The sequence below is a fragment of the Providencia rettgeri genome (genome assembly GCF_041075285.1).
GTDB classification, from domain to species: Bacteria; Pseudomonadota; Gammaproteobacteria; order Enterobacterales; family Enterobacteriaceae; genus Providencia; species Providencia rettgeri_G.
Window position 1 is genome coordinate 2,888,697 of the sequence record NZ_CP163512.1, and the last position, 24,919, is coordinate 2,913,615.

Genomic DNA, 24,919 nt, shown 5'->3' on the forward strand with positions numbered 1-24,919 from the left:
CAAATGCCAAAATAAAGATAATTAACCAACTTAACAACTATTTGTTAGCTTAAAACCAAATAAAATCCAATAAATGATATTGAATTAGTGATATTCGCAGCAATTATTGAATTTATCTCAAATTTCAATTGGGTGTCTCGTTTTAGCTACTTTTTCTTTAGCCTAACTATGGCTATATCTTCCTCAGTTTTATTTAAATAAATAACGGATATCATTCATTGAACAGATGGGGATGGCTATGGGTAAACAATTTATTTGGATTGTGCTCGCTCTGCTCGGTGCTTTTTCACTCGGTTATATCGCCTTATATCGTGGGGAGCAGATCAATGCACTGTGGATTGTGGTTGCAGCGGTGTGTATCTACCTGATTGCGTATCGCTATTACGGGCTATTTATTGCCAAAAAAGTTCTACAGGTTGACGAAACACGTATGACACCCGCAATTCGTCATAATGATGGATTGGATTACGTTCCAACCGATAAAAAGATATTATTTGGTCATCACTTTGCGGCCATTGCAGGTGCTGGTCCTTTAGTTGGTCCTGTTCTTGCAGCACAAATGGGTTATCTCCCTGGTATGCTATGGCTCCTTGCTGGGGTGGTATTAGCGGGTGCCGTACAAGACTTTATGGTGCTGTTTGTTTCTACCCGCCGTGATGGTCGATCACTTGGCGAGTTAGTGAAAGAAGAAATGGGCAACACTGCGGGTGTGATAGCATTAATTGCCTGCTTTATGATTATGGTGATCATCTTAGCCGTACTTGCGATGATTGTCGTCAAAGCCTTAACTCATAGTCCTTGGGGGACTTATACCGTCGCTTTCACTATCCCATTGGCGATTTTTATGGGGCTTTATACCCGTTATATACGCCCAGGTCGCATTGGTGAGGTCTCTATTATCGGGCTAATATTCCTTGTTTTTGCCATTATTTCCGGTGGATGGGTTGCCGAAAGCGAAACATGGGCACCCTATTTTGATTACACGGGTGTGCAATTAACGTGGATGCTTGTAGGCTATGGCTTTATTGCGGCTGTACTCCCTGTTTGGCTGTTACTCGCGCCACGTGACTACCTCTCCACCTTCTTAAAAATCGGGACAATTATTGGTCTTGCAATTGGTATTTTAATTTTAAATCCTAACCTGCAAATGCCATCACTGACGAAATATATTGATGGTACAGGCCCTGTTTGGGCTGGCGATTTGTTCCCATTCTTATTTATTACTATTGCCTGTGGTGCCGTTTCGGGTTTCCACGCACTGATTTCTTCAGGTACGACGCCGAAAATGTTAGCGAATGAAAACCAAGCTTGCTTTATCGGTTATGGCGGTATGTTAATGGAATCATTTGTTGCCATCATGGCATTAGTCGCCGCTTGTGTGATTGATCCTGGTGTATATTTCGCCATGAACAGTCCAATGGCAATGCTAGCCCCCGCAGGCACACAAGATGTCGTCGCATCTGCTGCACAAGTGGTGAGTAGTTGGGGCTTCCAAATCACTCCTGAGGTGCTCAACACCATTGCCAATGAGGTAGGGGAAACCAGTATTATCTCCCGTGCTGGTGGTGCACCAACACTTGCGGTTGGAATGGCTTATATTCTCCATGGCGCCCTTGGCGGCCTGATGAATGTTGCTTTCTGGTATCACTTTGCCATTTTATTTGAAGCCTTGTTTATCTTAACCGCCGTTGATGCAGGAACGCGTGCCGCGCGCTTTATGTTACAAGACTTACTCGGTGTCGTATCACCTTCATTAAAACGTACCGATTCACTTCCAGCAAACCTAATTGCAACGGCGCTGTGTGTGCTCGCATGGGGATATTTCCTTCACCAAGGTGTTGTGGATCCACTCGGCGGTATTAATACTTTATGGCCACTGTTTGGTATCGCAAACCAAATGCTGGCAGGTATGGCATTGATGCTGTGTGCTGTGGTACTGTTCAAAATGAAGCGTCAAAAGTATGCATGGGTTGCACTCGTCCCAACGGCTTGGTTATTGATTTGTACCATGACCGCTGGCTGGGAAAAGACCTTCAGTGAAGATGCCCGCGTTGGTTTCTTAGCTGTCGCGAATAAATTCCAAGCGATGATTGATAGTGGCAATATTCCAGCACAATATACGGAATCTCAGCTCACGCAGCTGATTTTCAATAACCGTTTAGATGCTGGCTTAACGATTTTCTTTATGATTGTCGTGGTGTTACTGGCTCTATTCTCCATCCGCACTGCGTTGAAAGCATTAAAATCTGACCAACCAACGGCGAGTGAAGTGCCTTACGAACCAATGCCAGCTAACTATGAAGAGATTGTGGCGAACACCCGCCATCATTGATTTCAGCGGAAAAGCTTTTCATTGTTTTGGGTACATGTTCTTTTTCCAAAATAATTCACGTTGGAGCAAGGCGGCAAAGAAGAGAATCCCTAGTAGCATACACCTGTATGTGACTAGGGTTAGCGAATGAAGCCAACGCAGCAACCGCGTGGAGTATGAAGGAGAAACTAGGAGCATACATAAGTATGTAACTTGGGTAGCCGAGAGCAGTCAATAACGCTGTAGCGCGAAATAAGAAGGAGAAAAAAATGTTTGGGAACTTAGGGAAAGCGGCGAAGTATCTAGGCCAAGCGGCTAAAATGATGGTCGGCGTCCCTGACTATGACAATTACGTCGCCCATATGCAGCGGACTCACCCTGATCAACCCCCCATGACTTACGAGGAGTTTTTTAAAGAACGCCAAGATGCGCGTTATGGAGGAAAAGGTGGGTTTAAGTGCTGTTAGTCCTTAAAAATATGCAAAAAAAAGCCGTGGCACTCGACCACGGCTTTTTATTTTTAACCATTCAGTATAGGATACGCCGTTATTTTACACGTGCGACATATTCCCCTGAACGAGTATCAACACGGATAACTTCACCGATCTGAACAAACAGAGGAACCTTAACGACTGCGCCAGTGCTCAGTGTTGCAGGTTTTCCGCCGGTACCTGCGGTATCACCTTTCAGACCTGGATCCGTATCGGTGATTTCTAACTCAACAAAGTTAGGTGGAGTTACCGCGATAGGACGACCGTCCCACAGTGTTAAGATACATTCTGCTTGGTCAACTAACCATTTCGCGTTATCGCCAACGGTTTTTTCATCCGCTGCTAACTGTTCGAAAGTTTCGTTGTTCATGAAATGCCAGAACTCACCGTCGTTGTACAGGTAAGTTAAGTTCATATCCATGACATCTGCACCTTCAACAGAATCAGTAGATTTAAAGGTTTTTTCCAACAGTTTGTTAGAAATCAGTTTGCGAATACGCACACGTGCGAACGCTTGACCTTTACCTGGTTTTACGAATTCGCTTTCTAAAACGACACAAGGCTCGCCATCTAACATGATTTTAAGACCTGAGCGGAATTCATTGGTACTATAAGTAGCCATGGTGATCCTCTAATTTATAAACTAAAAATGGCATAGCCAAAAAATGGTCGATATTGTAACTCAAAATACCTCATCCAGAGAAGTCTGGATACAACAACTTGCTGAAGCAATCACTAATCCAGATGAATTGCTGCAAATACTTAACTTGGAAAATCATCTTGATTCGCAAGAAGGTCGTGAAGCACGTAAATTATTTCCATTACGTGTCCCAATGCCATTTATCTCACGAATGAAAAAAGGCGATCCACTAGACCCGCTGTTATTGCAAGTATTAACCGCAAAAGCCGAGTTTGATGTACATCCTGGTTTTTCTACTGACCCGCTGGAAGAGCAGGATAATGAGATCCCAAGCTTACTGCATAAATACCACAACCGCGCATTACTGCTCGTTAAAGGTGGCTGTGCAGTAAACTGTCGCTACTGTTTTCGCCGGCATTTTCCTTATGAAGATAACAAAGGAAATAAAAATAACTGGTTGATGGCTGTGGATTATATAAAAAACCACACCGAACTCAATGAAATCATCTTCTCAGGTGGTGATCCGTTAATGGCAAAAGACCATGAACTCGATTGGTTGATAAGCCAACTGGAAGCTATTCCCCATATCCACCGCTTGAGAATTCATACTCGTTTGCCTGTTGTGATCCCTGAGCGGATCACCGATGCATTGTGCGAAAGATTAGCACGCTCACGCTTGCAAGTCGTTATGGTAACGCATATCAACCACGCTAATGAAATTGATGAAGCATTAACGAAATCAATGCAAAAGCTCAAAAAAGCGGGTGTCACATTATTAAATCAAAGCGTTTTACTACGACAAGTGAATGATAACGTGACTGCGCTGATGAATTTGAGTAATGCCTTGTTTGATGCGGGTATTCTGCCCTACTACTTACATGTTTTAGACAAAGTGCAAGGCGCTGCCCACTTTTTAGTCAGCGACATGGAAGCAAGGCAATTGATACAACAATTATTAAGCAAGGTATCCGGATATCTCGTACCTAAGCTTGCACGGGAAATTGGTGGAGAACCCAGCAAAACATTGCTCGATCTCAACTTAAGGCAGAGCTAATCAGCAAAATGCCCAAATAAAGATTATTTGGGCATTGCTAATTCATTTTAGGGGCACTTATAGACTTGACCAACCATTTTACTATCTAGCGGGATAAAGCTAGAGAGCACGGTTTCACTCGGGCTGGTTGCACCAAAAATCACATTTCCGCCCATGTCAGCCGCTTTATTACGCAAATCATTCGCTGCACTGCGCATAGAACTGGATTCATTGTTTACACCGCTCAACCAGTTGCTTTGTGTCCCTACAACCTGACCGAGAAGTTGACAATCACTTCCAGGTTGATTCTCAACAAAACGAACTTGTGAGCCTGCCGCAGTCAAGTTAGTTGACGTTGAACAACCCGCTAAAAGCAGTAATGCAGCAGCACCAAGCAAGACTTTAATTCGCATGTTTTCCCTCATTTTTCATTGTGTTTTTGCAGCTGGTTTGAAATTCATTAGCCCTAATACGGTATATCACAAATAGCTAAGAGGTGATCCACACACTGCGTCACAATTGCCGCACATCACCAGTCGCATAGAGTCTATCACAAATTAACCGAGAACCTGCTTTATTCTTTGCTAATTCAAACCATTTTACCTTACGTTAAATATAACCCGCTAAGCAATGCTGACGCAAAAATAAATCATATATCGCATCAATTGTATATTGATTTGGTTCACTAAATATTGATTGAAGCCGAAAAAAAACCGACACGATAAGATAAACTCACCGTGCCGGTCTTATTCAGGCTAAGTCACGAGTTATCGTGATTAAGCGTGATGTCGCCAAATGGCTTACATCATGCCGCCCATTCCACCCATGCCGCCCATACCAGCAGCACCTAAATCAGGGGTATCTGATTTTGGCAGATCTGTGATCATCGCTTCAGTGGTGATCATGAGGCCTGCGATAGACGCTGCAAATTGCAGAGCAGAACGTGTAACTTTAGTTGGATCCAAGATACCCATGTCGATCATGTCGCCATAAGTGTCTGTTGCTGCGTTGTAACCTTCGTTACCTTTAGACGCTTTAACATTGTTAACCACGACAGATGCTTCTTCACCTGCGTTAGTCACGATTTGACGCATTGGCGCTTCCATCGCACGCAGAGCAACACGGATACCCACGTTTTGTTCTTCGTTATCGCCAACCAGTGATTCCAGTTTCGCGGCAACGCGAACCAGTGCAGTACCACCACCCGCAACAACACCTTCTTCAACCGCTGCGCGAGTTGCATGCAGAGCATCGTCAACACGAGCACGTTTTTCTTTCATTTCAACTTCAGTTGCTGCACCGACTTTAATTACCGCAACACCGCCAGCTAATTTCGCTACGCGCTCTTGCAGTTTTTCACGGTCATAATCTGAAGACGATTCTTCAATTTGTTGACGAATTTGAGCAACACGACCTGCGATCGCATCTTCTTCACCAATACCATCAATGATAGTGGTGGTGTCTTTGTTGATCACAATGCGTTTCGCTTGACCTAAATCTTCTAGTGTTGTTTTTTCTAACTCCATACCGATCTCTTCAGAGATAACAGTACCGTTAGTCAGAATGGCGATATCTTGCAACATTGCTTTACGACGATCACCGAAGCCCGGTGCTTTAACTGCTGCAACTTTAACGATACCACGCATGGTGTTAACCACTAAGGTTGCCAGCGCTTCACCTTCAACATCTTCTGCAATGATCAGTAATGGTTTACTTGCTTTCGCAACGCCTTCCAATACTGGCAGTAATTCACGGATGTTAGAGACTTTTTTGTCAACTAACAGGATGAATGGATTTTCGAGTTCAACAGCACCAGTTTCTGGTTTGTTGATGAAGTAAGGAGACAGGTAACCGCGGTCAAACTGCATACCTTCAACCACATCCAGTTCATCTTCCAGACCGGTACCTTCTTCTACGGTGATAACGCCTTCTTTACCGACTTTATCCATTGCTTCTGCAATTAAACGACCTACAGTTTCATCGGAGTTTGCAGAAATAGTCCCCACTTGTGCAATCGCTTTAGTATCTGAACATGGAACAGACAGTGCTTTCAGTTCTTCAACTGCAGCAACGACGGCTTTATCAATACCACGTTTCAGATCCATTGGGTTCATACCCGCAGCAACCGCTTTTAAGCCTTCAGTAATGATAGCTTGAGCTAAAACTGTTGCTGTTGTTGTACCGTCACCCGCAGCATCGTTTGCTTTAGAGGCAACTTCTTTGACCATCTGAGCACCCATGTTTTCGAATCTATCTTCTAATTCGATTTCACGTGCAACAGAAACACCATCTTTAGTGATAACTGGTGAACCAAAAGATTTGTCTAAAACAACATTACGGCCTTTAGGACCTAAGGTTACTTTAACTGCGTCTGCCAGAATATTCACACCACGAAGCATTTTCGTACGTGCATCACTACCAAATTTAACGTCTTTAGCTGCCATTGTCTCTTTCCTTCAAATTCTTTTCGTTCGTTGAGAAGTTTTAAGTGAAAATTACGCTTCAACAATTGCCAAAATGTCGCTTTCGGACATGATCAGGACTTCTTCATTGTCGATTTTTTCAGCTTTCACGCCATAACCGTCGTTAAAAATAACGATATCGCCAACTTTCACATCCAGCGCTTTGATTTCGCCATTTTCGAGGATGCGACCTTGGCCTACTGCCAGAACTTCACCACGCGTTGATTTGCCTGCCGCAGTACCGGTCAGGACAATGCCCCCCGCGGATTTAGATTCGACTTCTTTACGTTTAACGATAACACGGTCATGCAATGGACGAATTTTCATTAATAGTTCTCCTATAAATAAAGTCCACACTAGGTAAAAGGACGATACCAGCATGTCTTAAATAAACTAGTACCATGTTTGAGCAGATTGGGGCTAGGCGAAAGGACTTCAAGGGGGGGAGATAAAAATTTTTTCATTTTTATCTCCCTGCAAATAAAAGGGATTTACGGTTTTGAGCGATCGTCTTTATCTGATATATCTGATTTCTCTGTGTTATCAATGGTAAAAGACGGATCATCCTGCTTACGTTGGAATTCGCCTTCAAATGTATTACCGTTTTGATATCCACCATTTCTCGACTGATTAAAACCCGCACCTGGTTGGTAAAAACGAATATGCGGAATTAATCGCATAACGATAAGTTTTTGTACTGGAGGAAGTAGTAATAATAAACCAATAAAATCAGTGAAAAATCCGGGGACGATTAATAAAAAACCGGCTAAAACGAGTGCAACACTTTTGATCATTTCTGCCGCAGGGCTCTCACCAGACGCTAATTTTTGTTGAATTTGCAAAACGTTTTTCATGCCTTGGTTTTTCACCAAAGACACACCTAAACAGGATGTTAGCACCACCAAAATCAGTGTCATCAAAACACCCACTTCGGAAGCCACCCTCACGAAAATGACGGACTCAATGTAAACAAGAATACCTATCAGAATTAGTGGTAACCAGCGCACAAGTTCTCCTTTATTTCAATAAGCTATCGACTATTTTACGCCCCTCGGAAAACCTTTGTGAACTGCATCTAAGAGACAACTATCAATATTCGCTTTTTTCTTTAGTATAGCCATAATAATTGGGGCAAAGATATCGCTTTTCAACTCACGGATTTTTTTGATTAATCCGACTTAACTGTGATGAATATCACACAACGCGAAATCTGTTGCATAAATCAAACTATATAGTGATCTAGATTCAAGGCATTGTTTCATTAAAAGCATATCATCTACCCATAAATCAGTAGATCATAATGCTGATAACGTAGTAAAAGGTGTTAATTGCTTGTAAAGTTTTATTTTACAATATTAATCTCCTGTGAAGTTTTGTTTTTACGATATATGGATTTTTATAAGCGCATACATAAACGGACAGTAACTGTAATCTAATTAAGAAGGTTCTCATGTCAAACAATACTCGTATCGAAGAAGACCTGTTAGGTAAAAAAGAAGTTCCAGCTGATGCCTATTATGGTGTTCATACTCTGCGTGCGATTGAAAACTTTTATATCAGTGACCGCACTATTAACGATGTCCCAGAATTTATTCGTGGCATGGTTATGGTTAAAAAAGCGGCTGCTTTAGCCAACAAAGAACTAAAAACGATCCCACGCAATATTGCAGAAACCATTATTAAAGCCTGTGATATTGTGTTGAATGAAGGCAAGTGCATGGATCAGTTCCCTGTTGACGTATTCCAAGGTGGTGCGGGCACATCACTGAATATGAATACCAACGAGGTCCTTGCAAACATCGGTCTTGAACTGATGGGCCATAAAAAGGGTGAGTATGAATTCTTAAATCCTAATGACCACCTAAATAAAAGCCAATCCACTAACGATGCATACCCTACAGGGTTCCGTATCGCAGTGTACAACTCTGTACTGAAGTTAATTGAATCTGTTGAATACCTGAAAAAAGGCTTTGAAGCTAAAGCTGAAGAATACAAAGACATTCTGAAAATGGGACGTACCCAATTACAGGATGCCGTCCCAATGACCGTCGGCCAAGAATTCCATGCTTTCGCTACCCTTCTGAAAGAAGAAGAGAAAAACCTGAAACGCAGCATTGAATTACTGCTCGAAGTTAACTTAGGTGCAACTGCTATCGGTACTGGTCTCAACACAGCGCCTGGTTATTCTGAGCTAGCCGTTAAGAAATTAGCAGAAGTGACTGGCTTACCATGCGTTCCCGCTGAAGACTTAATCGAAGCAACCTCTGACTGTGGGGCTTACATCACTGTTCACGCGGGCTTAAAACGTCTGGCGATGAAACTGTCTAAAATCTGTAACGACTTACGCCTGTTATCTTCTGGTCCTCGTGCAGGTCTTAAAGAAATCAACTTACCTGAGTTACAAGCCGGTTCTTCTATCATGCCAGCGAAAGTTAACCCTGTTATTCCAGAAGTGGTTAATCAAGCTTGTTTCAAAGTTATCGGTAACGATATCTGCGTCACAATGGCAGCAGAAGCGGGTCAATTACAGTTAAACGTAATGGAGCCTGCAATTGGTCAAGCGATGTTCGAATCTATCTCACTGATGAACAACGCATGTCGCAACCTGCAAGAAAAATGCATTAGCGGCATTACCGTGAATAAAGAAATCTGCGAAGCGTTTGTATTTAACTCAATCGGTATCGTCACTTACTTGAACCCATTCATTGGTCACCACAACGGCGACATCGTAGGTAAAATTTGCGCAGAAACAGGTAAGAGCGTACGTGAAGTTGTTCTTGAACGCGGTTTACTGACCGAAGCAGAGCTGGACGATATTTTCTCTGTTGAGAACTTAAAACACCCAGCTTATAAAGCAAAACGTTTTGATGACTAAAATTTTATGTTTATCATAAATAATACTTAAAAATAAAGGCACGCCTCTCATCAGAAAGCGTGCCTTTTTTGATTCATGCACACACAAATAATTAACATAACAGTTTCATAATTTTAATTTTCATTTTGTCGAGGAGTAAACACTATGTTAGCCGTAGAATTTATTATTGTTCTGCTGGCCATTTTTTTGGGGGCCCGTCTTGGTGGGATAGGTATCGGTTTTGCCGGTGGCCTTGGTGTACTGGTACTCGCTGCAATTGGCGTGAAACCAGGGACTATTCCATTTGACGTTATCTCCATTATCATGGCTGTTATCGCCGCTATCTCTGCAATGCAAATTGCTGGCGGTTTAGATTATTTAGTTGCTCAAACAGAAAAATTACTGCGCCGCAATCCTAAATACATCACCATCCTTGCACCTATCGTGACCTATTTCCTGACGCTATTTGCAGGTACAGGTAATATCTCATTAGCAACGCTACCCGTTATTGCAGAAGTGGCAAAAGAACAAGGTGTGAAACCTTGTCGTCCACTGTCTACAGCGGTCGTTGCAGCTCAGATAGGTATCACTGCCTCGCCAATTTCCGCTGCGGTTGTGTATATGGCATCAGTCATGGAAAACCCTGCGATGGTTGGTGCTGGAAACACAGTTAGCTATATCACGCTGTTAGGTATTTTATTACCCGCTACCTTCTTAGCTATCATTCTGATGTCTTTCATTATCTCTTGGACATTCAATTCAAAACTGTCTGATGACCCAATCTACCAGAAACGTTTAGCTGAAGGCCTTGTTGAATTGCGCGGTAGCCAAGCAAAAGAGATCAAGGCAGGTGCTAAATCGTCTGTACTGTTGTTCCTACTCGGCGTTATTGGCGTCGTTTGTTACGCAATTATCAACAGCCCAAGTTTAGGCATTGTTGAAACACCGCTGATGAACACCACCAACGCAATTTTGATTATCATGTTAACCGTAGCAACGTTAATCACTATTCTGTGCCGTGTAAACACTGATGCTATCTTGAATTCAAGTACCTTTAAAGCAGGTATGAGCGCATGTATTTGTATCTTAGGTGTCGCTTGGTTAGGTGATACTTTCGTACAGCATAACATCGACTGGATTAAAGAAACTGCGGGTGACCTGATCCACGAGCATTCATGGATGTTAGCCGTTATTTTCTTCTTCTGTTCTGCGCTGTTATATTCTCAAGCAGCAACAGCCAAAGCACTGATGCCAATGGCTTTAGCACTCAATGTTAGCCCATTAACCGCTATCGCTTCATTCTCAGCCGTATCTGGTCTGTTCATTCTGCCTACTTACCCAACTCTGGTTGCGGCAGTACAAATGGATGACACAGGGACTACGCGCATTGGTAAATTTGTCTTTAACCACCCATTCTTTATTCCGGGAACCATTGCCGTTGCACTAGCAGTTACATTTGGCTTCCTATTCGGTGGAATGATCCTCTAGTACTGTGTAAAGCCTGATTTATAGCTTGAAAACCCGTGGCATGGTTCACGGGTTTTTATGTTTAAATGTCATTTTTAATTATCACTACTATCATGATAATTAATATTAAGCCTAAAAAATAAACTGCCTATATTATTTCTTTTCACACATTCAATTTAATAATTTTCGTAAAATATATTAATTATAGCCTTCCAATATCTATTCAATATCCACATTTCACGCTATATAAGAAGAATAAAAAAACCAAATTTGTCCAATGAAACATTTATATTAATAATGTCTATATAAGTGTAACAAGCAATGAATATATTGATTAAAAACCAGCTAAATAACACGAGCTTTTCCTAAAAAAAACAAAAGAAATATATCTTCAAAGAACCGCAATACTTAGAATATAACACCAAGTTAAATAGTCAAAAGCAATAGCTTTGCAATAAAAACCCAAAATAGAGGCACTTAAAACTCTTTTTATGAGTACAACGAATAGGTGTTATCTATTGATCAACTAAAATCAATCCGCAATAAATATTGGTAATAACGCGCTCATCCTTGTTTAATAAATATCAAAAATGCCGTCATGGCTTTTTTGCCATCTTTAAATCGATACTTAAGATATAAAATAAAGCCATTAGTTTAATAACTAACCTTAAAAACATCAATTTATTTGGAGGAGGAATGTTAAATACTCAGAGAAATAACAGTACCGATATTTCTAGTTATATTGGAACCTATTTAAAACAGCGTAGAAAAGCGGTTGGTTTAACCGGAGCGCAGCTTGCTTCACGATTAAGTATTAGTCAACAGCAAGTGTCGCGTTATGAAAGAGGCAAAAACGCCATTACCATACAGGGGCTATTGGAGATTTTACAAGCTCTTGAACTCAGAAAACATGATGTCGATGACTTTATGAAAAAAATATTTCAGTTCTACTATATCGATGTTGCGTTAGAAGCGAAGTTGATTAATTAAGGTTCTAATCTAAATTTGAAGTAATCCATTCATTTAGATTCAGGGGGGATTATTCCCCCTCCTGTTTTTTTCATTTTTAAGATCATTATGTTACATAAAAAAAATAGTAATTTTGCGAGCTACGTACCTTCCCGGCAAATCCCTTGCTTACATAGTAAAGCGCTATAATTCAGCATTGATCATTGCTATGATGGAAAAAATAGACCTCATGGTGATGGAGTTGATTATGCCTATTCAGCGCGAAACGATTTTAAATCATGCTTTAAACCAATTGGAAATTCAGGGTTTATCCGCATCTACAGAAAATTTACTCAGTGAAATTGAGTCTGATTTTTCGGCTATTCGCCAATTTTGGCCTGATGATGAAGCTCTCATTTATGATTGCTTACGTTTCCATGGGCAGCAAATTGAAATATGGCAGCGCCAAACTCTGCTAGATGAGTCTTTAAGCCCACAACAAAAATTAATGGCACGCTACCAACAATTATCAGAGAAAGTGAGCGAAGGTCGATTCCCGGGTTGCTTATTTATCTCCGCATGTAATTATTACCCAGATCCCGAGCATCCAATCCACCAGCTTAGCCGTTTGCAAAAAGATAACTCGTTTAACTTCACGAAAGATCTACTGGATGAACTAGATATTGAGGATTCTGAGCTTGTTGCCAACCAAATGGAACTCGTTCTTGAAGGGTGTTTAAATCGATTATTGATCCAACGTGATATAAAGGATGTCGAAACAGCTCAACACCTTTCTGAAGATATTTTGACGATTGCGTTATGCCGTAAAAAAGGGGCATTAAGCTAAAAAAGCCCCATTCGTGCGTTAAACAGCCATCTTTTGTTGAAAAAGAAAACACTCAGCAAAAAAAAGCGTTTTTTTATTAAAAACTCATTGACGCAAACAGCTATATACGGTTTAATGCGCCCCGTTGCCCGGATAGCTCAGTCGGTAGAGCAGGGGATTGAAAATCCCCGTGTCCTTGGTTCGATTCCGAGTCCGGGCACCACGCATTTATAACCCTCGCTTCGGCGGGGGTTTTTGCTTTTTAACGCTTTAAAACCCTTTCATTTTGTTCTTATCGCTTTATTACTTTATTAAGAAAAATCCATAACTTAACACTTTGAGACTATTTGCCCTATTTTCGCATCTATTTACAAGTATTATCGCTCCACGACTTTATATCGATATAATTAATGGATGAAAAATGGAACAGAAACCATACTCTAATAAATGGCAAAAGCGCTTTGAATTTTTTGATACCCATGGAGCCCCCGATACCCCTGCGTATAAAGACGCATTAAAAGCAGAATCATTCGGCGGACGGATCCTGATTAGTATGAACTTTTTTGCTTTTTTCTTTGGCATTATTTATTTTTTAATTCTCGGGTTATGGAAAAAAGGTTTAGTGTTATTGGGGATATCTATTGGTTTGGGTATCGTTCTTAATATCATTGATTTTATGATTGGTGGAACCATTCCTAACGGGGTTTATTCTGGGCTATCTATCGGTATCTCAGCACTTTGGGCGATGATTGCCAACTATGCATACTATCTAAAAGAAACCAAAGGGCTTGATGGCTGGAACCCGTTTGAAGGGATCCGTATGGTGTAACGCTAAAACATCACTACAAAATGGTTAATAAAAACCCCCAGTAATTGTTTTCCAACTATTGGGGGCCACTGTGGATTAAACCACTTTTTCTATATCAAGTAATCTTTAACTTCCTGGCGTAAAATATATTGGTGAGCCTGGACCAACAGGAATACCTAAAACAAATACCCAAACAATAAAGAATAATGACCAACCGATCAGGAAAATGATCGAATATGGTAGCATCATCGAAACTAACGTTCCGATACCTGCATCTTTTTTATATTTCACCACTATTGCCATAATCAAACCAAAATAGCTCATCATTGGCGTTATGATATTGGTAACGGAATCCCCAATTCGATATGCCGCCTGAATAGTTTCTGGGGCATAACCTGCGAGCATCAACATTGGGACAAAAATAGGCGCGGTCACCGCCCATTGTGCCGATGCAGAACCAATCATTAAATTAATAAATGCACAAATCAGAATAAAGCCAATAAACAATACACCACCATGCAGATCGATACTGTTTAAAAAATTGGCACCTTTTACAGCAATAACTTGACCAATGTTTGTCCAGTTAAAAAATGCAACAAATTGAGCTGCAAAGAAAATAATAACCAGATATAAGCCTAACGTGCTCATCGATGCAGCCATCGCATCAACGATGTCTTTATCGGAACGCATGCTTTTGGCAATAAACCCATAAACAATACCGGGGATCGCAAAAAAGATAAAAATAAAGACAACAATCCCTTTTAAGAATGGCGAATTACTGACTAATCCCGTTTCTTGATTACGCAAAATACCATTTTCAGGTATCACCATCAGCGCTAAAATCGCGGCTAATCCCCAGAATGTCACTGATGCCCAAAATAACGCTTTTTTCTCTAATGACGTTAACTCTGCGGAAGCCCGCAAGTTATCTTCGTCAGCATCGACACCTCCACCGGTGTATGGCCCTAGCTGTGGTTCTACGATTTTTTCAGTAATAAAATAACCTAAAATGGTAATTAAAAAGGTACTGGCGAACATAAAGTACCAGTTCGCTTCTGCGCCAACGATATAAGTTGGGTCAATAATTTGAGCCGCTTGTTGTGTGATCCCTGAAAGTAATGGGTCGACAGTACCTAATAATAAGTTTGCAGAATACCCCCCGGATACCCCAGCAAATGCAGCTGCAAGGCCTGCTAATGGATGACGACCTAAAGAATGAAAGATAATCGCCGCTAAGGGAATTAATACAACGTAACCAAGCTCTGAGGCAGTATTTGACATAATACCTGCAAATACAATTGCTGCTGTGGTTAATTTACGTGGCGCTTTAATCACCACTAAACGCATTGCCGCGGAAAGTAGTCCAGCGCGTTCTGCAATCCCTACCCCAAGTAAAGCGACCAACACGGTACCCAGAGGCGCAAAGCCAGTAAAGTTGGTCACGATATTGGCAAGAATTTTACGGATACCTTCGGCATCTAGTAAGCTAACTATATGAATAATACCGTCTTCTGCCCGTCCTTTAGCCCCTTCTGGACGAGGATCAACAACACTAACCCCAAAGTACTGACCAATTGCTGAGGAAACTAATAAAATAGCAATCAAAATAATAAACAAAATAACAGGATGTGGCAGAGCATTTCCTAACCACTCAACCGTTCGCAAAAAACGGCTTCCTTCTTGTTTCTTTAATTCCATATTTTCTCCTTATAAACAAGAAAAATGGACATTACACAATGTTTTTATTTTTTGCTATTTACAAATAGATAACTAGAAAACAACAAAATTCATGCAAACTGGACATAAAATTCAGCACAATAATAAATAAAACAATCTATTTAGATATTAATTTCATATATTTAATTAAAGACAAGCATTAAATCCAGATTTAAAACTAAAAATTATTTTCCATAAATGTGCTCAATATAACAATTTTCACATTATTTAGAGTAGGTTTTCACTATTTATCACTAAAAAAACTTCAACTTTTAGCCACTTCACCCTACAAAAATAGTTAACCCTCTATTTGTTAATGCTCGATAAAACCTTGGTAATTATTCGAAATAAATATCTATAACAAGCATAATATCGCGCATTTTGATCAGTACATAGGCAAGGTTATAATAGGTTAAAATGCGTTTTTGGAGTCACAATTATGTCTGTTATCGATCTCTGGGCGGAACGCCATATCCAAGAGGCTTTAAATAAAGGCGAATTGTCACAGCTTAATGGTGAAGGCAAACCGCTACATCTTGAGGATGATAGCTTAGTTCCCCCTGAGCTCAGGGCGGGATATCGTCTATTAAAAAATTCAGGGTATTTGCCCGCAGAATTACAGCAAAGAAAAGATGCGTTAACGCTTAGTCATCTACTTCAGGGGCTTTCGGTTGAAGACCCGAATTATGCCAATGTGAGTAAGCAGCTAGCATTACTCGAATTAAAATTAAGGCAAGCTGGTATCAGTACCGATTTTTTACGGGGTGAGTACTCTCAAGCCATTTCAACACAGATCACAAAGCAGACAAAATAGCATTAACGAGGTAGTGTAGCTTGCGTTCGATATTCCAGAGGGGTTTTGCCATAGTATTTTTTAAATGCATGGCTAAATGCAGAATGAGAATCATAACCCACGCAAAGGGCTATGGTTTCGATACTGCTATTGGTGAGTAATAAACTCCCTGCGGCTTCCATTCGTTTTTGTTGAATGAATTGCATTGCAGTTAAGTGTGTTTCTCCCTTAATTTTTCGTTGTAGCGTGCTGACTGACATACAAAAAGCAAATGCCATATCTTCACAACTAATTGGCAAGTGTAGCCGGGTCTCAATCCACTGAGAAACCGCATCTATCCACTTACTTTCTGGTTTTAATTGCGCGAGTAATAAACGCGCCACCGCAAAATTATTTTCTGGCGCTTGCGGAAAGCTTTGCAACCAATGGAGTAGACCAATGGCAGAAGGCGTTAACGCAAACTGCGTCATTTTTTCGTCCAATGCCCACTGTGCCGTGTCTGGCATCTCTAATACATAGTTTTGATTACCCTCTTTCCCACTAAACGCATGGCTCACACTGGGTGGGATCACGATCCCCTTCCCTGCATTTAATTGGAAATGCTGCCGATGCATGTTGATTTCCATTTGCCCAGATAACGACAATACGACTTGCCACTGCCCATCATGTTGATGAGAAATCACTTCGTCAGAATATTGTCGAAAATGCAATTCAGGTAAGCGCAAAGGGTAACTCCTATTCACTGATTGAATAAAAGTATACCACTTTTTGAAGGGGCGATCTTAATCGCTGTATTTAACCGTTTAACAAGTTGATTTAGCTTATTTTCATACTGGAATAAGGCTAAATATCACGTGATAAATTAGTCATGTTATCGTTAGGTGTAACCCTCAAAGAACAGACAATTATGTCGGTGAGCACAGCCAACATCGCGATAACATGAATTATGACAAGTATTAAGCTAAACGCGCACCATTAGGGAGAGGTAAATTGAATTCAGCAAGCACAATCGCCCCTTTCTCGTCTGGTGCCCCCGTAATTAGCACCTCGGATTTAATCCCTGCGATACGTTTGGCTGCAAAATTACACACACACAAAATACGTTTACCAATTAAACTTTCAGGCGTGTAGTTTACTGTAATTTGTGCACTGGAGCATTTGATGCCTAATTCACCAAGGTCAACCTCCATCACATACGCAGGCTTCTTGGCTTTGCTGTTCAATTCCGCACTAATAATGGTACCAACACGCATTTCAACACGAGTAAAATCATCCCATTCAATAATTTGCATATTTTCATTCCTAAACTCATTCACTATTGAGCATTAAACTAGCATAGGACAGACAAAAGCCATTATCGCCAAGCAATCATTTTATATTGAGAAAAAATCAATCGACTTAGGTAACCTGCAAAAAATAGCCCTCAATAAAAAACAATTGAAGGCCAACAATGAACGAGATAAAGAAGCAAATAAAACTTACATGGTTGAGAATGTATTCATAATAATCCCACCTGAGATAATTAACCCCATGGCAAATACAGCTGGGAAGTCAGGTTTTTGTTTATATAAAATCATGGAAACTAACGTCACACCAACAATACCAAATCCACACCATAATGAATAAGCAACACCTACAGGAATATACCCCATTGCACGGGTAAGTGCGAAATAACATAAACAATAGGCAATAATGACTAAGATGGATGGTCCTAATTTACTAAAGCTATTGGTTTTTTTTATCATTGAAGTTCCGGTTATTTCAGAACCAATAGAAAGTGCTAACCATAAAAATCCAGTAAACATGATGTTTCCCCTTAAATTTTAATTAATGAACGGCTTTATTATTGGCGGATAACAGTGACTCTTTTGTTTCTTGTTTTGGTTTATCGCTCTCTTCTTCATCTGCCCCCATTTTGGAGAACAGATTCATGATCACAATACCACTTGCAATCACAACCATACCAATTATGGCCGCTGTATCAGGATGTTGCCCATAAAATAACATCCCAAGGGTAGATACCATGAGGATCCCGGTTCCTGACCATGTGGCATACGCTAAGCCAACAGGGATATATTTAACTGCTCGTGAAAGTGAGTAATAGCAAATAACATACAATACGACAATTAATGCCAATAGTAAGGATTTTGTAATTCCTTCACTATTATCAAACATTTTCAATGTAGAGGTTGCTGAGGTTTCTGAAATAATAACCGCCAGCATCCAAAGCCATGATTTTGCTTTAGGGGACATAGATAATACTCCTACAATAAATAGATAAATTAAAATTAATTAATTTTGATATTTTATTTCTTTAAAGACTTTAAATAATCGATAGCTGAATCTGTTAATTTATTATCATTCGCAATATACCCTCCAGGGTTTTTCATTACTTCATTTAAAGTAATGTAGCGACTTTCATGATGGTTATTTTTAGGTTCCATTTTTTGACTAAATTTATTTTTTAATAACTTATCTTCTATTTCATTTAATGTATTAAATTGCACACCCAATGAAATTAATTTCGTCATATTTTCTTTAATAAGATTGTTATATTGGTTATTTTTATCTAAACCTAGAATTTGGTTGAGTTCACTTTCAGGGCAACAATGGTTTTTTAGTGCGAATACAGGTATATCTTTCGCAAGAGCATGCAAAATAAGTTGGCTTTCTTCCCTGGTAAATAAACCGTTGGCGACCTCCCCAACTACCTTAGCATCAATAAATGGCAAAAATACGCAGTGATAGTTTCCTAACGCACTTAATTGCAACGTGTCTTTATTTAAAATGGTTCCCAATGTTGACCACTGTGCGAAATAAGGGGTCGTTGACATTGATTGGGTGGCATAGAACGAAAAAGATACCAATGAAAATTGCGTTAGCCTTTGATAAATCGCCTGTTGGTAACCTTCTACAGGGGATAACACCACAAGAACCCGTTGGTTTAACTGCCGTAGAACTTGTTCAATTATCTGCTCAATCTGTTTTTCGTTCACCTTGCCACCATCCCTTAACCGACAATAAATACGCTGTCATTATTGCGCAGACCCGCTGCATTGGCTTCGTCCGTATCAATATGAAATTCAAGGGAAAACCGTTCATCCACACGAATAACAACTTCATCAAATACTAAACGGCGTTCACCTTCAGTACGAATATTGACCGTCTGACCATTCACCACATTTAATGCTCTGGCATCTATCGTGTTCATATGAATATGTCTTTGCGCGCAAATAACTTGAGATACAAGATTGACATGCCCCGCAGGACCTATCAGTAATGCACTGCCTGAATTGGTTAAATCCCCAGATTCTCTTACAGGCGCTTTAATGCCTAAGGCAAAACAATCGGCTTTTGACACTTCTAGCTGGCTTTTGGGGCGTACAGGGCCTAAAACTCTCACTTTATTGATTGAGCCTTTTGGCCCAACGACCATCACGCATTCTTTCGCGGCAAATTGCCCAGGTTGCTTGAGATCTTTAAACGGTGTGAGCTGATAGCCTTGACCAAATAGGGCTTCGACATCCTGCTGCGAAAGGTGCACATGGCGATTAGAAACCCCTACAGGGATCGCAATCGCTGATTGCATTTCGTTTACTGGGTTGTATGTTGAAAGGCGAGACAGTATTTTGCCCATCAGTTGCTCATTGATCATGACTTTTTACCTTTTCGCAGATCGTTTTTCGACTCTTTAACGCTATTTTCCGTCACTGCTGGCTCAGCTTTTGTCTCAGCCATTGGCTTTTGTTGTGGCACTTCAACATGTTCAATGCTTTTTGCTAACTCGCCCTTTTGGCTTTTCACCGTTAGCAATTTTGTAATTACACTTTCTTCAGGGCGTGCAATCACTAATGAGCCGACCAATAATGAGTTGTTGGCGATGACAGCAATACCGTGATCGACGGCAGTACGCACTGCACTGATCTCGCCTTGAAAACAAACGGATACCAAACCTGAACCAATTTTCCGATAACCGACAATTTCTACACTAGCCGCTTTACACGCTGCATCAGCAGCCTGTATAGCGGATGTCAGTCCCCGAGTTTCAATCACACCTAAACTTTTCATCTGTCTCTCCTACTTAGTGACGGACCAGTCGAATATCAAAATCAAACTGTTTAAAAAACGCTTCCAATTGGTCTAGCTCTTGGGCGCTATAGGTTGGGTCTTGTTTCACTGGGTAAATCATGTCTAATTTGTCATATTTACCTCGCCCCAACTGGTGATAAGGTAGAATATCAATCCGTTTTACGTTACCGCGTTTGGATAGCGCCATTGCGTATTCAATAGCCCCCGTGATCGCATCGTACGAATCGTTATAACCGCGAACCAAAGGCATCCGCACGACCACATTTGCACCTAGCTCAATGAGCCTTTCAAGGTTTCGGCGTACATTTTCGTTACCAATGCCAAAAATATTTTTATGCTGCGCACTATCAATGTGTTTGATGTCATACAAAAATAAGTCGACGACTTCAGCGAGCTTTTCATAATTTGCTAATGATGTTGTACCTTGGGTTTCGACTGCGGTATTGATCATCATTTTTTTACATTCACGTAGCAGTTCAACGGCGAAATCGGTTTGCAGGCTCATTTCCCCGCCCCCAATCGTGACACCTCCACCAGAAGAAATATAAAAATCATAATCCTGCATAATGATTTCCATCATTTCAGCGACCGTGACATCTTTGCCCATAATGTCTAGCGCTCCACCAATACACACCTCTTCACACTTACGGCAACCAATACAATCAATGCTGCGATTAACACGGTGAATTTGTTCACCATGATCATGGGTTGTCATGTAATGGATACCCGTTGGACAAACATCAACACACTTACCACAATTGACGCATTTATCATGGGAGAACATCACTTGAAACTGGCTGCTTAACCCTTCAGGGTTTGCACACCAAGGACAGCGAATATTGCACCCTTTAAGAAAGATCAGCGTGCGGATACCATCGCCGTCATAAATGGAATATTTTTGGATATTAAATATCCGACCTTTAATATCTGCCGCGCTCATCATCGCACCTCAAAACCACGAAAAGATGTATTGTTTTTATTTTGAAATGGCAGGTATGGCGTCATACCTGCCAATATCGGTTTAGAACTTCTCAATCACGGTACGGCTGATAATTTCGTCTTGAACTTCTTTGCACAGTTCAACGAAGTAAGCACTGTAACCAGCAACCCTAACGATTAAATCACGATATTTTTCAGGCTCTTGCTGTGCTTTTTTCAGCATTTCATTATCAACATAGCTAAATTGCATTTGCCCGTTACCTAAAATAGAGGCGGTTCTTAGCAATGTAATTAAGCCGTGGCGGCCTTCAGGGGTATCCAACAAGCCTTTTAAGAACTTGAAGTTATGCACCATACCGATGTTCATTGTTTCTACATTCATCTTACTGATGGATTTAATGATGGCGGTTGGCCCTTGTTTATCCGCACCTTGCGTTGGGCTGATACCATCAGATAATGGCATCCATGCTAAACGCCCGTTGGCACTCGCTGCGGTTAGTTCACCGATTGGTGTATTATTCGAAATCGATAAAGTTCCGTGACTGAATGTGGAATACAACATCTTGTATTTACGGCATTCACGCTCTGTCCACTCAGTAATATCCAGCGCATATTGGTCAACATAGTTGTCATCGTTACCAAATTTTGGTGCATTCAAGCAGTCGCGACGTAGTTCGTCATAACCTTCAAAGTTAGCTAACAGACCGTCACGCACTTGCTCAAGGGTGTAGCGCTTATCTTCATAAACCAGTTTGCGAATTGCTGCCATAGAGTCGACGTAAGTCGCAAGACCAGAGAAAATCAATCCTGGACCGTGGTTAACCATCGCCCCACCTGCCGCAACGTCCTTCCCTTTTTCCATACAGCCTTCCACCAGCAAGGACATTAATGGTTTTGGCGCAACGTCACGGTGTACGCGTTGGCTGATCACCGTACCCACGGCGGATAAGCGGATAATATGAGCAATTTGCTCTTTTACTGCCCGATCAAAATCTTCAAATGTTCTCAGTTCACGAAGATCCCCCGTATCTAAGCCTTGGTAGCTATCGAATAGCACCATACGACCACGGTTTAATACAAACTCAATGGCAATTGGCCATTGTGTGTAACCTGTTGATGTCCATTGATAAATTCGGCCTGATTTTTGTGGTTCAACACAGCCCATCAAGCAGTAGTCCCGTGCATCTTCAAAATCAAAACCTTTGCGTAGCATCATTTTGATATGGGAATCATCGAAGTGGCAGGCAGGGAACCCCATACCGGCTTTTACAACATCGACAATTTTTTCCATGTATTTTTGTGGTGATTGGTTATGAATACGGCAAGCCAGTGATGGCTGGTACACTTTAACGAAGCGCACAGCGTCCATAATTAAATAGGTCAGGTCATTACAAGCATCGCCGCCTGAACGTTTTTGCCCGCCGACCGTTAAGTTGATAAACGGCTGATAACCTGCGAAATATTTCGCACCTAACTCACTGGACATCCACATTAACTCAGCACATTTGATGATAAACGCCTGCATCATTTCTAAAGCTTGGTCTTGCGTTAAGCGACCTGTTTTGATGTCATTTTCATACATTGGCAAGCAGTATTGGTCGAGACGACCTAAAGATAGTCCCGTTTGGTTTTCTTCAATTTCAAACAAGGATTCTACTGTCCAAATGCTTTGCAGTGCTTCTTGCAAGGTTACTGGCGGGTTGGCAGGCACATTTTGGTTTACTTGTGCAATAGTCAGTAACTCTTCACGGCGTTTATGATCCGTTTCTTTTGCTGCCAATTCACGCGCATGTTCTGCAATGCGGTGTGCGTAAGCCACAACACCTTCACATGTTTCAATGGAGGCTTTATAGAAATAGATACGGTCGATATCATCCGGGTTTTCCATGCTGAGCTCAGCCAGTTTCGCCTGAGCATCTGCTTTAATGCCATTCATACCTTTGGTAAATAGCAAGACGTCATAACCTGGGCAAGTGTCACCACCACCGTTAATTTGGTGATACGACAAGTCACTGACAAATGTTTCACCGCTAAACTCCCACACACCTGCTTCACGGTATTGGGCTTCACAGATTTCATCTAATGAGCGACCTTTCCAGAATGGTGCTATCTCTTCACGGATCACTTTTTTGTCTTCTTCAGAGATAACAAATGGGTCTTGTGGACGAGTGCTCATGGTGTCAAGTTCATCGACTACCCAACGCCATGCGATATCAGGGGAGAACGCACCTGCACGTGGTTTACCACATGGATGTCCAACAATTAACTCTTCTGGTTGAATTAAGATAGGTGCCGTTTCACATGCGCGGCGAAATGCTTTTGCACGTAATAAAATAGGCGGTAAACCAGGATTATTTTTAACAACTTCCGTAAACGCTAATGCGCGGTAAATAGAGACGCTTGGGCGCGCTTCCAAATAACGGTTACGCAGGCGTTGTAAACGAGGCGTCAGCCCTTCCATAACGTTGAATTCAGCCTCAGCGTGTGCAGATGGTGCAACATAACTGGCATTCGGCGCAGAATATTGCGGCTGGGTACTGACTTGGCCACAATATAAGCGTACTTTTAAGCTATTATTAACGGCCATGATATTTTCATGCGCCGATAACATCATGGCGGATAATTCGTTAATGCAGACTCGAGGGTCGGTTAAATACACGCCACCTTTTAATGCATCAAACATTGGGTAACCATCCACCATTTTTGTCGAGCGCACTTCGGAAAGTTCAGCCAATTTCAGCCATAAACTTTCAACCACTTCATACGCTTGTGCAGGGGTTAAACGACCTTGTTCAATATCCCGTTGGTAGAATGGATAAACCGCTTTGTCAAAGCCCATTGGATTAACTGCGTAGCTGCCATTTTCTAGATGTAAAATAAGCTGTAATAAGTAAAACGCTTGGCAAGCTTCTTTAAAGGTTTGTGCAGGTTTAGCGGGTACATTACGTAAAATCGCCGCACTTTCTTGCAGTTCTAACCGACGATACTGGTTTGATTCAACCGCGGCCATACTTTCGGCTTTAGAGGCAAGGGATTGCGCAAAGTGAATAGCAGCATCACATGCATAAATTGCAGCTCGGCAATTATTTGCCTCATCAATACTATTGCGACTGACTGCGCTGCCGATGTTTCTGACTCGGTTTTCCAGTTGAGATTTAATTTCTAAAAAACCGATATTCAGCACCGCTAAATAGTCAGGGGAATCCACTGTACTGTCCCCGGCTAAGAATGTGTAAATGCTGTTACTGTGAATTTCGTTTTCAGTGAAAAAAATTGCACCACGTGGTGTCGACGATTGGCTACCAATAATCAATTCATCTTGCGCAATAAATACAGGAAAATGGCGAATAAATTCATAAAAACGTTGAGCTGGTTTAATTGCCTGCGGTGCACCTGAAAGCTGGCTTTCCAGTGCTTCTAAAATATTGGCGCGTTCAGTAATAATTGAGCTATTGCGGGCAGTTAAGCGTTCAGCCAGCATTTTTACGCGTGGGGTCAGAGCATATTTAGTCATGTTAGCTTATCCTGATGTTCGTTCTAGT

At 41.2% G+C, this 24,919-nt stretch carries 24 protein-coding genes and 1 tRNA gene; 10 read left to right on the top strand and 15 right to left on the bottom strand.

Annotation, left to right across the window (positions count from 1 at the left end; translation table 11 throughout):
- Nucleotides 1-238: 238 nt before the first annotated feature.
- The gene (gene cstA / locus AB6N04_RS13150; protein ID WP_369308755.1) at nt 239-2,332 is read left to right on the top strand and encodes a pyruvate/proton symporter CstA; all 2,094 of its coding nucleotides are present in this window, start codon (nt 239-241) and stop codon (nt 2,330-2,332) included.
- A gap of 248 nt (nt 2,333-2,580) precedes the next feature.
- Nucleotides 2,581-2,778 (top strand): YbdD/YjiX family protein, encoded by a 198-nt coding sequence (locus AB6N04_RS13155; protein ID WP_369308756.1) that lies wholly within the window; start codon nt 2,581-2,583, stop codon nt 2,776-2,778.
- A gap of 79 nt (nt 2,779-2,857) precedes the next feature.
- Here the strand turns inward: AB6N04_RS13155 and efp are convergent, their stop codons facing one another.
- Nucleotides 2,858-3,424: an elongation factor P gene (efp, locus tag AB6N04_RS13160; protein WP_369308757.1), complete on the bottom strand. Its 567-nt coding sequence runs from the start codon at nt 3,422-3,424 to the stop codon at nt 2,858-2,860.
- Between the two features lie 43 nt (nt 3,425-3,467).
- Here efp and epmB point away from each other — a divergent pair, with 43 nt between their 5' ends.
- Nucleotides 3,468-4,496 carry an EF-P beta-lysylation protein EpmB gene (epmB, locus tag AB6N04_RS13165; RefSeq protein ID WP_369308758.1) on the top strand — a complete coding sequence of 343 codons (1,029 nt, stop codon included), beginning with the start codon at nt 3,468-3,470 and terminating at the stop codon, nt 4,494-4,496.
- Between the two features lie 47 nt (nt 4,497-4,543).
- On the opposite strand, the gene AB6N04_RS13170 is transcribed toward epmB, so the two are convergent.
- The 4 genes from AB6N04_RS13170 to AB6N04_RS13185 form a co-directional block, all read right to left on the bottom strand.
- Nucleotides 4,544-4,888: a DUF4156 domain-containing protein gene (locus AB6N04_RS13170; protein WP_369308759.1), complete on the bottom strand. Its 345-nt coding sequence runs from the start codon at nt 4,886-4,888 to the stop codon at nt 4,544-4,546.
- A gap of 387 nt (nt 4,889-5,275) precedes the next feature.
- Entirely contained in the window at nt 5,276-6,919 is a 1,644-nt protein-coding gene (groL, locus tag AB6N04_RS13175; protein ID WP_369308760.1) for a chaperonin GroEL, read from the bottom strand.
- Between the two features lie 51 nt (nt 6,920-6,970).
- The gene (locus AB6N04_RS13180; protein ID WP_206083465.1) at nt 6,971-7,264 is read right to left on the bottom strand and encodes a co-chaperone GroES; all 294 of its coding nucleotides are present in this window, start codon (nt 7,262-7,264) and stop codon (nt 6,971-6,973) included.
- Between the two features lie 164 nt (nt 7,265-7,428).
- On the bottom strand, nt 7,429-7,944 hold the full coding sequence (locus tag AB6N04_RS13185) for an FxsA family protein (protein WP_369308761.1): 516 nt from the start codon (nt 7,942-7,944) through the stop codon (nt 7,429-7,431).
- Between the two features lie 443 nt (nt 7,945-8,387).
- Between AB6N04_RS13185 and aspA the strand changes: the two genes are divergently transcribed.
- The 6 genes from aspA to AB6N04_RS13215 all read left to right on the top strand — a co-directional run bounded on the left by aspA (nt 8,388) and on the right by AB6N04_RS13215 (nt 13,861).
- Nucleotides 8,388-9,812 carry an aspartate ammonia-lyase gene (aspA, locus tag AB6N04_RS13190; RefSeq protein ID WP_369308762.1) on the top strand — a complete coding sequence of 475 codons (1,425 nt, stop codon included), beginning with the start codon at nt 8,388-8,390 and terminating at the stop codon, nt 9,810-9,812.
- A gap of 144 nt (nt 9,813-9,956) precedes the next feature.
- Nucleotides 9,957-11,279 carry an anaerobic C4-dicarboxylate transporter gene (locus AB6N04_RS13195; RefSeq protein WP_369308763.1) on the top strand — a complete coding sequence of 441 codons (1,323 nt, stop codon included), beginning with the start codon at nt 9,957-9,959 and terminating at the stop codon, nt 11,277-11,279.
- A gap of 675 nt (nt 11,280-11,954) precedes the next feature.
- Nucleotides 11,955-12,248 carry a helix-turn-helix domain-containing protein gene (locus tag AB6N04_RS13200; protein ID WP_369308764.1) on the top strand — a complete coding sequence of 98 codons (294 nt, stop codon included), beginning with the start codon at nt 11,955-11,957 and terminating at the stop codon, nt 12,246-12,248.
- A gap of 226 nt (nt 12,249-12,474) precedes the next feature.
- A complete protein-coding gene (locus AB6N04_RS13205; RefSeq protein ID WP_369308765.1) occupies nt 12,475-13,053 on the top strand; it encodes a transcriptional regulator in 579 nt (192 codons plus the stop codon).
- Between the two features lie 126 nt (nt 13,054-13,179).
- Nucleotides 13,180-13,255: transfer RNA gene (locus AB6N04_RS13210), tRNA-Phe, on the top strand.
- Between the two features lie 198 nt (nt 13,256-13,453).
- On the top strand, nt 13,454-13,861 hold the full coding sequence (locus AB6N04_RS13215) for a DUF2628 domain-containing protein (protein ID WP_369308766.1): 408 nt from the start codon (nt 13,454-13,456) through the stop codon (nt 13,859-13,861).
- A gap of 105 nt (nt 13,862-13,966) precedes the next feature.
- On the opposite strand, the gene AB6N04_RS13220 is transcribed toward AB6N04_RS13215, so the two are convergent.
- The gene (locus tag AB6N04_RS13220) at nt 13,967-15,538 is read right to left on the bottom strand and encodes an AbgT family transporter (protein ID WP_369308767.1); all 1,572 of its coding nucleotides are present in this window, start codon (nt 15,536-15,538) and stop codon (nt 13,967-13,969) included.
- Between the two features lie 457 nt (nt 15,539-15,995).
- Between AB6N04_RS13220 and AB6N04_RS13225 the strand changes: the two genes are divergently transcribed.
- A complete protein-coding gene (locus tag AB6N04_RS13225; RefSeq protein ID WP_369308768.1) occupies nt 15,996-16,370 on the top strand; it encodes a DUF1992 domain-containing protein in 375 nt (124 codons plus the stop codon).
- A 2-nt stretch (nt 16,371-16,372) separates the two neighbouring features.
- Here AB6N04_RS13225 and AB6N04_RS13230 read toward each other — a convergent pair whose 3' ends face one another.
- From AB6N04_RS13230 to cutC, 9 genes are all read right to left on the bottom strand, one after another.
- The gene (locus tag AB6N04_RS13230) at nt 16,373-17,074 is read right to left on the bottom strand and encodes an AraC family transcriptional regulator (RefSeq protein WP_369308769.1); all 702 of its coding nucleotides are present in this window, start codon (nt 17,072-17,074) and stop codon (nt 16,373-16,375) included.
- A gap of 231 nt (nt 17,075-17,305) precedes the next feature.
- A complete protein-coding gene (locus AB6N04_RS13235) occupies nt 17,306-17,641 on the bottom strand; it encodes a tRNA-binding protein (RefSeq protein WP_369308770.1) in 336 nt (111 codons plus the stop codon).
- 186 nt (nt 17,642-17,827) lie between these two features.
- Nucleotides 17,828-18,154 (bottom strand): multidrug efflux SMR transporter, encoded by a 327-nt coding sequence (locus AB6N04_RS13240; RefSeq protein ID WP_206083448.1) that lies wholly within the window; start codon nt 18,152-18,154, stop codon nt 17,828-17,830.
- A gap of 22 nt (nt 18,155-18,176) precedes the next feature.
- A complete protein-coding gene (locus tag AB6N04_RS13245; RefSeq protein ID WP_369308771.1) occupies nt 18,177-18,602 on the bottom strand; it encodes a multidrug efflux SMR transporter in 426 nt (141 codons plus the stop codon).
- 53 nt (nt 18,603-18,655) lie between these two features.
- Nucleotides 18,656-19,345: a hypothetical protein gene (locus AB6N04_RS13250; protein WP_369308772.1), complete on the bottom strand. Its 690-nt coding sequence runs from the start codon at nt 19,343-19,345 to the stop codon at nt 18,656-18,658.
- 14 nt (nt 19,346-19,359) lie between these two features.
- Entirely contained in the window at nt 19,360-20,004 is a 645-nt protein-coding gene (locus AB6N04_RS13255) for a phosphate propanoyltransferase (RefSeq protein ID WP_369308773.1), read from the bottom strand.
- A complete protein-coding gene (locus AB6N04_RS13260; protein WP_369308774.1) occupies nt 20,001-20,417 on the bottom strand; it encodes a BMC domain-containing protein in 417 nt (138 codons plus the stop codon). The genes AB6N04_RS13255 and AB6N04_RS13260 overlap by 4 nt, the downstream gene beginning before the upstream one ends.
- Nucleotides 20,418-20,430: 13 nt before the next feature.
- Complete coding sequence (cutD, locus tag AB6N04_RS13265; RefSeq protein ID WP_369308775.1) at nt 20,431-21,381, bottom strand: choline TMA-lyase-activating enzyme; 951 nt, start codon at nt 21,379-21,381, stop codon at nt 20,431-20,433.
- A 78-nt stretch (nt 21,382-21,459) separates the two neighbouring features.
- Nucleotides 21,460-24,891 carry a choline trimethylamine-lyase gene (cutC, locus tag AB6N04_RS13270; protein ID WP_369308776.1) on the bottom strand — a complete coding sequence of 1,144 codons (3,432 nt, stop codon included), beginning with the start codon at nt 24,889-24,891 and terminating at the stop codon, nt 21,460-21,462.
- Nucleotides 24,892-24,919 lie beyond the last annotated feature (28 nt).